The sequence below is a fragment of the Curtobacterium subtropicum genome (genome assembly GCF_030362975.1).
GTDB lineage: Bacteria > Actinomycetota > Actinomycetes > Actinomycetales > Microbacteriaceae > Curtobacterium > Curtobacterium subtropicum.
On record NZ_JAUCMM010000004.1, the window covers coordinates 16,484 to 28,644 of the forward strand.

Sequence of the window (12,161 nt, forward strand, 5' to 3'; positions counted from 1 at the left end):
CGGGGTGGTCACAGGGTGCCGCCGAGGAGAATGCCGGCGGTCGCGGCGGCGACGGAGACGACGAGCATCCCGAGAACGTTGATCGCGGCGGCGGTGATCCGGCCGCTGCGGGCGAGGCGGACGGTTTCGAAGCTGGCGGTGCTGAACGTGGTGTAGCCGCCCATCACCCCGGTGCCGAGGACCGCGACCGGCACCGCACCGAGGTGGGTGGCGGCACCGACGATGATCCCCAGCAGCAGCGACCCGGTTACGTTGATCGTCAACGTGCCGACGGGGAGCCGGAACTCCCGGCCGGTGTTGATCACCCCGTCGAGGAGGAACCGGCCGGCAGCGCCGGCACCGCCGGCGACGGCGACGGCGAGGATGAGCGCGGCGTTCATGCGTCCTCCGTTCGGGGTCGGAACCAGCCGGCGACGACGAGACCGCAGGCGGTCGCGATCGCGCCGGACAGGACGGTCAGGAGCGCGTACCCGGTGCCGGCGAGTCCGTGCCCGTCGAGGAACAGGGCGGCGGTGGACTCGGCGAGGGTGCTGTAGGTGGTGAACCCGCCGAGGACCCCGGTCCCGAGGAGCAGCCGCAGCACCCTCCGGCGGCCGGCATCGGGCCCGCGGTGCGCGAGCGCTTCCAACAGCACACCGAGGGCCAACGCGCCGGTGATGTTGATCCAGAAGATCGACCAACTCACCCCGCCATCGGCAGGAAGCACGATGCTGATGACGTCACGGAGGGCAGTACCAGCGGCCCCACCGACTGCGACGAGGCCGACGTACCGCCACCGCAGATGCACCGGCCGCATGGTCGCTGCGGGGTCGGAGACGTCGACGTCCGGGTCGGAGGGGAGCTGGTCGTCGGGCATCGGGGTGTCCGTTCGGGTGGTCATGTTCCGCCTTCTGCCGCGACCAACGCCGCGGCGTGCTGTGCTGCTGTCGGATCCAGGAACGCCCCACCCCGCGGGACGAGAGCACCCGTCGGGGCGAGGTGGTACTGCACGGGTTGCCCGGTCGGCAGGTTCAGCTGCTCGAGCTCCGGGCCGGTGAGGTCGCCAATGCATGCGCACAACGCACGGAGCGAGTTCCCGTGCGCGACGACGAGGACGCTCCGCCCTGCCCGCAGCATCGGCAGGAGCCGGTCGTGCAGGACGGGGCGGACCCGCTCGATGACGTCCGAGAGGGCCTCGGTGCGTCGGAGAGCGCCGTCGGGCAGGCCGCGCAGCGCGGAACTTGACCGCAGTTCCTCCCACAGCTGCAGCGACATCGGTGGCGGCGCGCCGGTACGGGACCTGCGGAGCCGCAAGTACTTGTCGTCACCGAGCATCCGACGGGCGTCGGTCTTCGTCATCCCGGTCAGAGCACCGTAGTTGCGTTCGTTGAACTGCCACACCGCTTCTGTGGGCATCTGTGTCCCGAGGGCGTCGCAGACCAGTTCGGCGGTGCGGACGGCTCGGCGCAATGTGGAGGTGACCACGACGTCCGGCGTGATGTGCTTCGACCGAAGAAGCTGCCCCGCCGCTGCCGCTTGCTCTTCACCGTGAGGCGTGAGCGGGACGTCGAGGAGCCCGGTGAAAGTGCCGGCTTCGTTCGCGGTGCTCTCCCCATGCCGCAGAAGCATCAGCGTGCCCGTCACGGGGCATCCGACGGCCGGACCACGGTGGCACCAACCGGGTCATGCGGGACGACCAACACCGGCCGGTGCTGCTGATGGGTCAAGTGCGCGGCGACAGACCCATTGAGCAGTTCCGTCACCCGGCGTCGGCCGGTCTGCGATCCGACGACGATCATCACCGCATCACGTTCCTCAGCCACCGCAGCGAGTGCGCGACCCGGATCCCCGACCCGGAAGGCAACTTCCACGTCCACTAATCGCGCTGCAGCGAGCTCCTGAATGACCCGCACGTCTTCGTCGGGGAGCTGCTGCGGGTCGCTGTCCGCCGTGTCCGGGTCAATCGGTTCGATGATCTCCGACCCATCCGCACGGAACCCCGTCGACAGCAGCGCCGGATCGATGACCACACACACCAGGCGGGCGCTGAAGCGTTCAGCGACGGCAGCCGCGACACCGACGACGTCGTGCGCCTGCCCTGGCTGCACACCGACGACGACAACACCGGCAGTGTTCGACTCGACCATGACATATCCCTACCTCAGGCGCGCAAAAGCGCGACCAGCTGAGATAGGGACTGTTGTCGACGATTGTCGAGGTTGGGTCCGGCAAGCCCCACTGCCGGGTCCGAAGACCCCACAAGTATGCACCCACCACCCCATGCCTGCACCGACAATCTTCCGCACCTCGATACCTGTGCTGGCTGCTGCCCTCCACGATCCTCGGACGGCGGGTACCCCTTGGGGGTATCATGACGGTCACCTGTCGCCTCGCACGGCTGACGCTCTCCGACCCACTGAAACCAGATGATCATCACCACGTCTCCGCGTCGCCGACTGCTGTTGCAGGTCACGGCGACGATGGCGTTGCTGCTGCTGGTCGGGTTCACGGTCCTGATGCACACCATGGCCGGGCACACCGCCGACCCTGAGCATCCGATGACAGCTCCCACCGCCGCGATGGAGCACCACCCGGCCGCTGCCACCAGTCACACCGCGGCCACCGGTCATGCTCAAGACGTGGTTCCCGCGGTTGCGGTGAAGAACGTCCTGAGCGATGCCGGCTGCGATGGTGGCTTGTGTGCGCTGATGTGCTCGCTGATGGGGATGGCGTGCATGCTGACGATCGCCCTGTTCGCGTGGGTGCTGCTCCGCGCCCGGAGTGGCGGGGTGCTGCATCTCCTCGCGCGGCTGCTCGCCCTCGCAGCCCACGTGGCACGCCGTGTCGCGGCGCCGCGGCCGCCGTCACTATCGGCATTGCAGATCATCCGAGTCTGATTCCACCCCGGCGGGTCCTCCCACCCTCCGGGAGCACCCGCATGCCCAGAACCCGGGCAGGCAGTCGCCTGCCCGCACCCATCTGACGCATCCACGGAAACGGAATCCACCATGCAGACCACCACCATGCGCGCTCTCGCGGCCGCCGCAGCCCTGGCCATCGGGCTCACTCTCGCGGGCTGCTCCACCAACAACACCAGCAGCCCAGAGACGTCGTCGTCGGAATCCTCGTCGTCGAAATCCACCTCCGCGGCGTCGCACAACGATCAGGACGTCAAGTTCACGCAGCAGATGCTGCCCCACCACCAGCAGGCCATCGAGATGAGCGACATGCTCCTCGCGAAGGGCTCCGGCGTGCAGGCCGACGTCGGGACGCTGGCGAAGCAGATCAAGGCCGAACAGGTCCCCGAGATCATGGAAATGACCGGCTGGCTGAAGGCGTGGAACAAACCGACCCAGATGCCGAGCATGTCTGGGATGAACCACTCTGCGATGTCGGGGATGATGTCCGACTCCGACATGCAGGACCTCCAGAACGCGTCCCCGCGGGACGCCGGGCAGCTCTACCTCGAGCAGATGATCCAGCACCACACCAGCGCCGTCGACATGGCGAAAACCGAAGTCACCAAGGGCAAGAACGCAGACGCGGTCGCACTCGCGAAGTCGATCGTGCAGAGCCAGACCGAGCAGATCACCCAGATGCAGGACATGCTCGCATCCAAGTGACCCGGCGCGCGCCGAGGCAGGCTTGACCGCCTCCTCGGCGCGCAACCGGTCCGGTCCGACCCGGTCCGGTCTCCCTCATTCTCACGACGCTGCGGGACACTCTTCCCGCACCGCAACGAAGTAGGTGTACATGTTCATCCTCAACGCGCTCGGCGACGCCCTCGCAGCCGCTGGCTCCATGGGGTGGGAGATCCTCTGGCCCCTCATCCTCGGCTTCACCCTGTCCGGTATCATCCAAGCCGTCGTCCGCACGGACCGGATCATGAAGCTCATGCACGACGACTCGCCTCGCGCGATCAGCGTCGCGACCGGACTCGGCGCCCTGTCATCGTCCTGCTCCTACGCCGCAGTCGCACTCGCACGAGCCCTGTTCCGGAAAGGCGCGAGCCTGTCATCCGCGATGGCGTTCGAGGTCGCATCGACGAACCTCGTCGTCGAACTCGGCCTGATCCTGGCGTTCGTGATGGGCTGGCAGTTCACCCTCGCGGAGTTCATCGGCGGCCCAATCATGATCATCCTCATCGCCCTCGGTTTCCGACTCTGGATGCGTGGCAAGATCCTCGACGCCGCCCGCGAGCAAGCCGACAAGGGCCTTGCCGGATCGATGGAGGGCCACGCGGCGATGGACATGTCCGTGCAGGGCAACCAGGGGTTTTGGCGGCGACTGTTCTCGAAGCCGGGGCTGACAAGTGTGTCGCAGTACTTCGTCATGGACTGGGCATCCGTCATCCGCGACGTCATCATCGGTCTGCTCATCGCCGGCGCATTCGACGCGTGGGTGCCGAAAGCCTGGCTGCAAGCGATCTTCCTCGAAGGGCACCCCACGCTCGCGTTCATCATCGACCCAATCATCGGACCGATCCTGGCGATGGTGAGCTTCGTCTGCTCCGTCGGTAACGTGCCCCTGGCTGCAGTGCTCTGGAACGGTGGGATCAGCTTCGGCGGCGTGATCAGCTTCATCTTCGCCGACCTGATCATCATCCCGATCATCGTCATCTACCGGAAGTACTACGGCTGGAAGGCCGCCCTCCGGATCACCGGCATCTTCTACGGCGCCATGGTCCTCGCCGGGTGGGCCGTCGAGCTGCTGTTCACTCCGCTGGGCCTGATTCCCACGAACCGGCACCTGAGCATCGTCGCGACCACAATCAGCTGGAACTACACCACCTGGCTCAACATCGTGTTCCTCCTGATCGCCGCGTTCCTGCTGGTCGTGTTCATCCGCAGCGGTTCCTGGTCGATGCTCCGCATGATGAGCGACGCACCCGAGGAGAACAGCCACGGCCACTCGCACACCTGACCATTCCGTAGGACCGCGCCCCCCACCTCCGCCGTCCGGTAGCCGATCGCCTACCGGGCGTGGAGTTCGAGGTAGTCGAGTGCCTGGCGAACCGTCTCTTCGAGAGGGCGGGTGCTGTCGGTGATGAGCCGATCGTCCGTGCGGGGCTCGTACTCGTCGGCGGTGCGCTGTACCTCGTCCCACGTCGGCAACGTGAACCCGGGCAGGTCGTTCGCACGCTGTTCCACGCGGCGGCGGTGTTCGTCGACGTCGGCACACACGACCTCGATCACGCGCAGCGGCACCCCGGCGGCATCAGCCGTGGACACCCACCCAGCCCGAGCAGGTTCAACGCCGCTCACCGCGTCCGCGATGACCACCTGACCGCGACGGAGGTTCGGTACCGCGATGGCATGCATGATCGAGTACGCAGCGATACCGGACTGCTCGCGTGGGATTTGGTACTTCCACATCGCGCCCTCGATCGCGTCGACGCGGAGCGTCAGCGAGGGCATCAGCTCCGCGATAGCAGCAGACAGCGTCGACTTCCCTGCACCAGGAAGACCACAAACCTGAACCAGCATCGACAACTCCTTCGGCGGCCGTAGCTCCTTGTCTATCGCTCGCGGACGCGCAGCACCAGCGACGTGGATACGCACGCTGGACCACTCAACGGGCGGTCACGAGCGGCGGCAAAGGGGGATGTGGCCCCACCACCCGAGACCGTCGGCATCAACATCGAGGATGTCGCCGTACGCCCCCAGGGGCTCTCCGATGTTGAAGTCCGCTACCTCCTGGCCGAACTCTTCGGGTGTCGCAATGTCTCCGGTTGCGTAGACGTCCATCCGGTCGATGGTGGTCTCTCTATTCCGGATGATGCCGACTCGTCGGCCACCGGTCCAGGAGTAGATGACGCGAAACTCATCGTTTGTGGCCCAGGCGTCTTCAACGACCACCCGCTCGGCTTCCGTGGGCCCGCCGCCACAAAGCTTCCGTAGACAGGCAAGAAGCGCTCGTGGACCCCAGTCGTCGGAGTGTCCTGATTCGAGTTCCGCGATGTCCCCGGGGCCGCGACGATGAACGGGCTGTCCCCAGACGACAGCGAGCACGTTGCCCGCGACGCTGGTCCAGAGCATGTCCGCCGGTGACAGCGTGCTGATCTGGGTCGCGTACGCGAGGCCGAACGACTGCATGAACGTGTTGATGACGATCACCAGCGACATCAGTACGACGACCAGGAACGCCTTCGGATTCGACCGGAACAGCTCGACGATCGGCAGACGGGCGCGCCGATGGGCGTCCTTCTCGTCGACGAACACCTCAGGTTCCTCGAGGCGGCGGCGCACGAGGTACGCGACGATCAGGACGACGACGGAAAGCAGGAACGGGACTCGCCATCCCCAGCTGTCGCGGGCGGCTTCCGGCAGCGCGGCGACGGGAAGGAAGACGAGCGATGCCAGGACGATCCCGGCGCTGATGCCCGAAGACGTGAAACTCGCGTAGAACGCCCGGCGACCCTCCGGCGACTCCTCGACCGTCAACGTGGAAGCGCCGGCGGTCTCGCCACCGGCGGACAAGCCCTGCAGGATCCGGAGCACGACGAGCAGAATCGGCGCGAGGTAGCCGGCCGTCTGGAACGTGGGGAGGACGCCGATGAGGAACGTCGAGGCGCCCATGATCGTCAGCGTCGCCACGAGCGTGTTCTTCCGGCCGACGCGGTCGCCGAGGTGCCCGAAGATGAAGGCGCCGATCGGCCGGAACACGTATCCGACTCCGAGCACCGCGAAGGACTGGATCAGCGCGGCGGTCGGATCCCCCGCAGGGAAGAACACCCGGCCGAAGATCAGCGATGCCGCGGTCGTGTACACGAAGAAGTCGTAGTACTCCAGGGTGCCGCCGAGGAAGCTGGCGAAAGCTGCGCGTCGTGCTCGCGCGACGGTGCGGGTGGACTGCATTGGGCCTCTCCTCGTTGAGCGGACACGAGGGCTGGGCCAGTCGGCGTCACTGCCAGTCGTGTCACCCCTCGACCGTCAACGTTAGGGAGGGTCGGAGTATCCGCGGTCCCGGTTCTCCTTATGTGCGCGGTAGCGCCGCTAATGACCATCAATGGGTGGAGCCTGGTCGTGCCAAGGCAGTAGGACCGGCGCGAGATCGTCAGCCAAGATCGCGTGTTGGCCGACAGCGTCGTAGCGAGCGGTGTGATGATGTCGAATCGTCCAGGAGGAACGGTCGGCGAACCGCAAACGGCAGCGCCACGTCGGTGCGCTCACGTCGGCACAGTGTCCAGAAGGACATCACCAAGATGTGACGCGCGTGGCAGGCGCACGACGCCTTGCCGGGAGATCACGACCTGGGCGGCGAGCATGCGGGGCCGTCTTCGGCAGCACCCTGATGTCGGCCCGACGTGAATTGACGAGACGAGGACACTCGCGGTGCGTCCGCCGTGACCCGTGGTGTGTACGACAGCGGGCTCGGCGAAGGCGAAGCGATGACGTGTCGACGACAGGAGCCGCGCATGAACGGTCTGAGAGGTGACCTCAGGCCTCCACGACATCGTCGTCGCGCCGCTCCTCTACCGGAGCCTGACACGGGCGCAACGGACCAGCGGGAGCCTCGTAGGATCGCATCGCCGCGTGCCACGTCGTCTGGCCCGTTGGTCTTTCCTCACAAGACGCAACGGTTCCGCCGTCTCCGACATGGGTGAGGCGTCGAGCGAAAATTCGGCCCTGTTCTGGGCGAAATTGGCGAGCTGGCGCTGGCCCCGGCGTGTCATTCTGAGGCCCAATTCGCACGGCTCGGAGGAGCAGGTCGAGGAACTCCGCGCATAGAGACGAGCATGGATATCGCATCTCAACTGCGCGCACGATGGGCGCTGCTCCAGACCTCACGTGAACTCGAACGACTCGTTCTTCTCGCCGCGCAGGACCCGGCGTCGGACGAGACCGCGTTCGAGGTCATCCGACGCACCCGATGGCGGGTGCGCGCGGCCGAAGTTTGGGACAGCGGGGAGGTTGCGAACATCGCGCGGGAGGAGCTCATCGGAGCACTCAAGGCCTTGCACGCCGGAACGGATGTCGGAGTGCTCTCCCACGAGCTCATTCGACGCACCCTGACGGAGCTGCCCGACGAGCCCTGACGCCAGGGCTGGCGACGCTACGCCAGCCCGAGCGCCCTCTGCGACGCGTCGATCTCTCGGCGACCGATTGCCATGACTTCCGCCAGCGTCTCGTTCGCAGATCTGACCGGAAGCCAACGAGCGATCCGACTCGCTGGAACACGGCCGAAGGGCACCGCCACCTTCGCACGATCAAGAGCAGGAGCCAGCAAGTTCCGCGCGTCGTCTACTCGTCTCCGAATGTCCACGACGTCCAACCATTCCGTCGACGTGACAGCTCCGCGCTGTTGCGCGATACGGACTCGCAAAGCCAGATCGACAAGCTGCTCCGCCGCAGCCTGGAGCCGGTGTGCGGCGGCCGCGATGTCGTTGACAACGCTCAGCGCCCTAGCCTCGTCCAGCAGCGCTCCCGAGGCAGCCGAGATCTCCGCCACCACGTTGTCCGCTGTGACAACACCGTTTGACCCAATGCTGAATCGCTCGATGCCTACCGCGTCAAGAGCCGCAGTTGCATCCTCGTTCCAGCCAGACACCACGTACACCCGAACCGCTCGCATCTCAGCTCGCTCGAGGACCGGCGTGACCTGGTCGGCGGTCACGCCGCGCGGCCGAAGCAACGCTGCAGAAACGACGAGGTCGTCTTCGAGAATGACGAGCTGAGCGGTGTTCGTGACCGTGTGGAGCTTCGTCACATCGACGCCGCTCTGGGCGAGGTGCTCCCGGATGGTCGCGGCTGCCTTTGTCTTCGTCATGATCGTTGCCACGCTCAAAGGGTGCCAGATGTTCAAGGAACGGGCGCCCCACTCCCCGGTCTCGCGTGCGATCGTGACCGACTGGACTGGCGACGATCGTCCCGAGTTACCGCCTGACCAGGCAAAACCCGGTTTCCGGGTGCTGGTCCCGTGAGCGACGCATAGGCCTCCCATGACCGAAACCCAGACCCGCTGCGCGACGTGCGGCGTACCGAATGCGTCCGCGCATACACAATCCATGACCGACGCGAGCGCGAACCCCCAGCTGGAGCCAATGCTCACGATGGACGAGCTCAGCCACTATACGCAGACCTCGAAGAGCACGCTCTACTCGCTGCGAAGCCAGGGACGCGGCCCGAGGGGCGTCCGCATCGGTCGAGCCCTCAGGTTTCGGACGTCCGACGTCGATGCATGGCTCAACATGCTGAGCGACGAGGCGGAGGCAGCCTGATGAGCGTCAAGAAGGCGGACAACGGACGTTGGCGCGCCCGCGTCTACCACCGCGGCAAGCAGGTCTCGATGGCGACGTTCGACCGGAAGAAGGACGCCGACGCTTGGGAGCTCGGCCAGAAGACGACTCTCGCATCCGGAACCTGGTCCGACCCTCGCAACGCCGAGATGACGCTCGCAGAACTCATCAAGGAGTTCCTGACCGAGCGGCGCGGACTCGTCTCGCAGCAGACCTACGACACCGATGAGACAAACCTCCGCCTCCACGTCTCAGACCAGATGAAGCGGCTTCCCATCGGTTCCATCGACGGCCGGCAGCTGCGAAGGTACGTCGCCAACCTCGTGCGCACCAAGCGGCACAGCACCGCGAAGCGAATTCGGGAGTCGCTCGGTGGGGTCTTCGCGTACGCGGTGCGGGAGGCGTACATCTCGCACAACCCAGTCCTGGATGCGCCGCTCGGTCGCGGGGACGGAACGGAAACGAACACCGTCCGGCCCTTCACCGAGTCGGAGTTCAGGTCGATGCTCGTGGCTCAGCGAGCCCTGAACCCGAACTACGCCGACGTTGTCGAGTTTCTTCGGGAGACCGGCTTGCGCTGGGGAGAGATGAAGGCGCTCCGTGTCCGCAACATCGTCACGAACCCCTTCCCCGCAGTCATGGTCGAGCGCTCGAAGAGCGACGGGTACCCCGAAAAGCAGACGAAAGGACGGCGAAGCCGGAAGGTCCCTCTCATGGGCAACGCAGAGGAAATCGCGATGCGCCATGCTGATGGCAAGTCGCCCGACGCGTTCCTGTTCCGGTCGACCGGCGGCTCCGAACTGAGCGGACCGAACTTCACCCGCGACCTTCGCTGGAAGACGACGGCAGGGAACCATCGTGTCCACGACCTTCGCCACACCGCCGCGACGGCGTGGATGAGCGACGGAATCAACGTCAAGACCATCTCTGTATGGCTCGGTCACAGCACGACACAGCAGACCGTCAACCGCTACTCCCACTGGATGAACGACGACGGCGACATGGCCGCCATCGCCCGGATGATGCGAGCTCGACGCGAGCGCTCCGAGGAGCGAGACTTGTCATGAGGCGGAGGCAGCGGAACCGAACGGGGCCCGGCCCGGCCGCTCCGTCTCAGCCCTCCTCGATGAGCACCAACGAGAACTCGTCGCTCGAGAGTGTCGGCACGCCTAGGTCACCAGCCAGCGTCACCACGGCGCGGTCGTTCGACACGACCACCCACTCCGCACCGAACAGACCCAGCTCAGCCTCGGCCATCGCGTCGAGCGCGCACGCGAGCAACATCGGGTCGGCATTCCCGAGATTTGCGTAGAGGTCGATGAGGGTCGTGTCGTCGGCTGGAACACATTGAAGGACGGCAGCGAGGTGCAGGAGGACGCCCTCATCGGTCGAGTATTCGAGCGCGCGCAGCGAATCGACGTCCGGAAGGAATCGTGCTTCGTGGAGCACTTCGGACGGTAGCCGACACTGTTCGTGCACGAACGCCGAGGAGCGTTGCTCTGGCGTCAGCCGAGTCAACGCGTTGTTGTCGAGGAGGTAGAACGTCCCCATCATCCGAGCGCCTCCCGGAAGTCCCGGATCTCTCGCGGTCGGATCTTGTTCGCGCAGACCGCTCGGCAGAACTCACCTTCGGTGATCTTGCCGGCATCCAGCGCGCCGAGCATGCGAACGGACAGCTCCCGGCCGTTGTACGTCCGGACCCCGTTCACGGGTTTCGGTTGGCGGCCCTGCGACTTCGGCCGGTTGGCGAACTCGAGGCGAAGTTCCTCGAGGTGTTGCTGAGCACCGACACAACTGATGAGTCCGAGCCGCTGGAGGCGCACGACCAGCGCGCTCGGAGTCACCTTGAACGAGTCGGCGGTGCTCCTGATTTTCCCGAGGTCGTCGGACGGAACCGTTCGCATCTGCGCCGCCGGCATTAGGACCTCGCCAACGATGTCGTACTCGCGGCCCGGGTTCGACGCAAGGTTCCGGCCGTCGTAGGTCACCGGGGCGAAGATGCCGCGAGCGACCAAGACGGTGAGAAGGGTAAGCGTGAAGAGCTGACGCCCCTCCGGCTCCTCGTCGTCGCCGTGACTCCCCCGCGAGAGGAAGATGTACGGGACCTTCTTGTCCTTGATGGTCAGCCCACTGAACTTGACCTCGATGAGCTGCGGCATGAAGCCGCGGACGCTGCGCGAGACGAGGATCTGGTGCGACTCCAGCGTCTCGATGAGCAACGACAGGGCGGCGCCCTTCGATCGAGCCGAGCGGAGTACGGCCACATCCAAGTCGAGAGCTGTGAGCAGCACGGCGACGTCCTCCTCGATCGTCGCCCGAGGCTTCCGGAGGACTCCAACGATCTTGTTCTCGGCGAGCGACTCGTCGTGAGTGCGCAGCATCATCTGCTTCCGCACAAGATCCTTGACGATGAGCTCGACGTCGCTGAGCTCGATCGTCGTACGCGAGTTGACGGCGAAGGTGTCTTTGCTCAACCCTTGCAGCAGCTTCTGCGTCTTCGTTTCGACCTGCGCCCGAACCAGCTCGCGCGGCGCGAAGCAGAGTGCGTACGGCACCTGTGCGGTGCGCGCCAGATCGACGAGATCAGAAAAGCTGATCGTTGACCGTTCGAGGGCGTGGCGATACGGAACGCGTGCACTCACGACAGAGTTCTCGAACAGCTCGACGAAGACGACGCGGTCGATCATCACGCGGCTCCCGTGCAGAGTGACCGCGATCGTCCCTGGCTGGTCGGCGCTCACGGCAACACCGCGTGGTGGCTCAACGATCCAGACTCGGTGGCTGCCGTGCTCCCCATCCAACCGACGATCCCTCATGTCGGCCTTCGAAGCGACCCCGAGTTCGGGTGTCGAGCAAGTCAACTCGCCGACCGGAGGCCATCAAGAAGGTGACGCGTACAAGTGCGCCTTGCCCCAATCCCGCTCCAGACCTCCGGCGCGCACCG

At 65.8% G+C, this 12,161-nt stretch carries 15 protein-coding genes; 6 read left to right on the forward strand and 9 right to left on the reverse strand.

Annotation, left to right across the window (positions count from 1 at the left end; genetic code table 11):
* Positions 1-8: 8 nt before the first annotated feature.
* The 4 genes from QUG98_RS07525 to QUG98_RS07540 are packed head-to-tail and all read right to left on the reverse strand — an operon-like array spanning position 9 to position 2,126.
* Positions 9-380: a fluoride efflux transporter FluC gene (locus QUG98_RS07525; RefSeq protein WP_022906549.1), complete on the reverse strand. Its 372-nt coding sequence runs from the start codon at positions 378-380 to the stop codon at positions 9-11.
* On the reverse strand, positions 377-880 hold the full coding sequence (locus tag QUG98_RS07530; RefSeq protein ID WP_031261894.1) for a fluoride efflux transporter FluC: 504 nt from the start codon (positions 878-880) through the stop codon (positions 377-379). The genes QUG98_RS07525 and QUG98_RS07530 overlap by 4 nt, the downstream gene beginning before the upstream one ends.
* A complete protein-coding gene (locus QUG98_RS07535; protein WP_281264295.1) occupies positions 877-1,608 on the reverse strand; it encodes a 2,3-bisphosphoglycerate-dependent phosphoglycerate mutase in 732 nt (243 codons plus the stop codon). The genes QUG98_RS07530 and QUG98_RS07535 overlap by 4 nt, the downstream gene beginning before the upstream one ends.
* A gap of 11 nt (positions 1,609-1,619) precedes the next feature.
* On the reverse strand, positions 1,620-2,126 hold the full coding sequence (locus QUG98_RS07540) for a universal stress protein (RefSeq protein WP_281264294.1): 507 nt from the start codon (positions 2,124-2,126) through the stop codon (positions 1,620-1,622).
* Positions 2,127-2,405: 279 nt separating this feature from the next.
* Between QUG98_RS07540 and QUG98_RS07545 the strand changes: the two genes are divergently transcribed.
* The 3 genes from QUG98_RS07545 to QUG98_RS07555 all read left to right on the forward strand — a co-directional run bounded on the left by QUG98_RS07545 (position 2,406) and on the right by QUG98_RS07555 (position 4,902).
* Positions 2,406-2,876 carry a hypothetical protein gene (locus QUG98_RS07545; RefSeq protein WP_281264293.1) on the forward strand — a complete coding sequence of 157 codons (471 nt, stop codon included), beginning with the start codon at positions 2,406-2,408 and terminating at the stop codon, positions 2,874-2,876.
* A gap of 111 nt (positions 2,877-2,987) precedes the next feature.
* A complete protein-coding gene (locus tag QUG98_RS07550; RefSeq protein ID WP_281264292.1) occupies positions 2,988-3,602 on the forward strand; it encodes a DUF305 domain-containing protein in 615 nt (204 codons plus the stop codon).
* 130 nt (positions 3,603-3,732) lie between these two features.
* On the forward strand, positions 3,733-4,902 hold the full coding sequence (locus QUG98_RS07555; protein ID WP_281264291.1) for a permease: 1,170 nt from the start codon (positions 3,733-3,735) through the stop codon (positions 4,900-4,902).
* A gap of 50 nt (positions 4,903-4,952) precedes the next feature.
* On the opposite strand, the gene QUG98_RS07560 is transcribed toward QUG98_RS07555, so the two are convergent.
* Entirely contained in the window at positions 4,953-5,540 is a 588-nt protein-coding gene (locus QUG98_RS07560; protein WP_187290482.1) for a P-loop nucleotide/nucleoside kinase family protein, read from the reverse strand.
* Positions 5,541-5,561: 21 nt separating this feature from the next.
* Entirely contained in the window at positions 5,562-6,836 is a 1,275-nt protein-coding gene (locus QUG98_RS07565) for an MFS transporter (RefSeq protein ID WP_281264290.1), read from the reverse strand.
* Between the two features lie 881 nt (positions 6,837-7,717).
* On the opposite strand from QUG98_RS07565, the gene QUG98_RS07570 reads away from it, so the two are divergent.
* Positions 7,718-8,017 carry a hypothetical protein gene (locus QUG98_RS07570; RefSeq protein WP_281264289.1) on the forward strand — a complete coding sequence of 100 codons (300 nt, stop codon included), beginning with the start codon at positions 7,718-7,720 and terminating at the stop codon, positions 8,015-8,017.
* 17 nt (positions 8,018-8,034) lie between these two features.
* Here the strand turns inward: QUG98_RS07570 and QUG98_RS07575 are convergent, their stop codons facing one another.
* Positions 8,035-8,760: a hypothetical protein gene (locus QUG98_RS07575; protein WP_144759176.1), complete on the reverse strand. Its 726-nt coding sequence runs from the start codon at positions 8,758-8,760 to the stop codon at positions 8,035-8,037.
* A gap of 226 nt (positions 8,761-8,986) precedes the next feature.
* Between QUG98_RS07575 and QUG98_RS07580 the strand changes: the two genes are divergently transcribed.
* On the forward strand, positions 8,987-9,199 hold the full coding sequence (locus QUG98_RS07580; RefSeq protein ID WP_186317530.1) for a helix-turn-helix transcriptional regulator: 213 nt from the start codon (positions 8,987-8,989) through the stop codon (positions 9,197-9,199).
* Positions 9,199-10,284, forward strand: coding sequence for a tyrosine-type recombinase/integrase (locus QUG98_RS07585; protein ID WP_186317531.1), 1,086 nt, complete (start codon positions 9,199-9,201; stop codon positions 10,282-10,284). The genes QUG98_RS07580 and QUG98_RS07585 overlap by 1 nt, the downstream gene beginning before the upstream one ends.
* A 46-nt stretch (positions 10,285-10,330) precedes the next feature.
* On the opposite strand, the gene QUG98_RS07590 is transcribed toward QUG98_RS07585, so the two are convergent.
* A complete protein-coding gene (locus tag QUG98_RS07590; protein WP_186317532.1) occupies positions 10,331-10,771 on the reverse strand; it encodes a hypothetical protein in 441 nt (146 codons plus the stop codon).
* Positions 10,768-11,958 carry a hypothetical protein gene (locus tag QUG98_RS07595; protein WP_281264288.1) on the reverse strand — a complete coding sequence of 397 codons (1,191 nt, stop codon included), beginning with the start codon at positions 11,956-11,958 and terminating at the stop codon, positions 10,768-10,770. The genes QUG98_RS07590 and QUG98_RS07595 overlap by 4 nt, the downstream gene beginning before the upstream one ends.
* Positions 11,959-12,161 lie beyond the last annotated feature (203 nt).

What these genes read in the sequence shown, in the direction of transcription:
- QUG98_RS07525 (WP_022906549.1), bottom strand. Translation starts at nt 380, where the DNA reads ATGAACGCCGCGCTCATCCTCGCCGTCGCCGTCGCCGGCGGTGCCGGC.
- QUG98_RS07530 (WP_031261894.1), bottom strand. Translation starts at nt 880, where the DNA reads ATGACCACCCGAACGGACACCCCGATGCCCGACGACCAGCTCCCCTCC.
- QUG98_RS07535 (WP_281264295.1), bottom strand. Translation starts at nt 1,608, where the DNA reads ATGCTTCTGCGGCATGGGGAGAGCACCGCGAACGAAGCCGGCACTTTC.
- QUG98_RS07540 (WP_281264294.1), bottom strand. Translation starts at nt 2,126, where the DNA reads ATGGTCGAGTCGAACACTGCCGGTGTTGTCGTCGTCGGTGTGCAGCCA.
- QUG98_RS07545 (WP_281264293.1), top strand. Translation starts at nt 2,406, where the DNA reads ATGATCATCACCACGTCTCCGCGTCGCCGACTGCTGTTGCAGGTCACG.
- QUG98_RS07550 (WP_281264292.1), top strand. Translation starts at nt 2,988, where the DNA reads ATGCAGACCACCACCATGCGCGCTCTCGCGGCCGCCGCAGCCCTGGCC.
- QUG98_RS07555 (WP_281264291.1), top strand. Translation starts at nt 3,733, where the DNA reads ATGTTCATCCTCAACGCGCTCGGCGACGCCCTCGCAGCCGCTGGCTCC.
- QUG98_RS07565 (WP_281264290.1), bottom strand. Translation starts at nt 6,836, where the DNA reads ATGCAGTCCACCCGCACCGTCGCGCGAGCACGACGCGCAGCTTTCGCC.
- QUG98_RS07570 (WP_281264289.1), top strand. Translation starts at nt 7,718, where the DNA reads ATGGATATCGCATCTCAACTGCGCGCACGATGGGCGCTGCTCCAGACC.
- QUG98_RS07580 (WP_186317530.1), top strand. Translation starts at nt 8,987, where the DNA reads ATGACCGACGCGAGCGCGAACCCCCAGCTGGAGCCAATGCTCACGATG.
- QUG98_RS07585 (WP_186317531.1), top strand. Translation starts at nt 9,199, where the DNA reads ATGAGCGTCAAGAAGGCGGACAACGGACGTTGGCGCGCCCGCGTCTAC.
- QUG98_RS07590 (WP_186317532.1), bottom strand. Translation starts at nt 10,771, where the DNA reads ATGATGGGGACGTTCTACCTCCTCGACAACAACGCGTTGACTCGGCTG.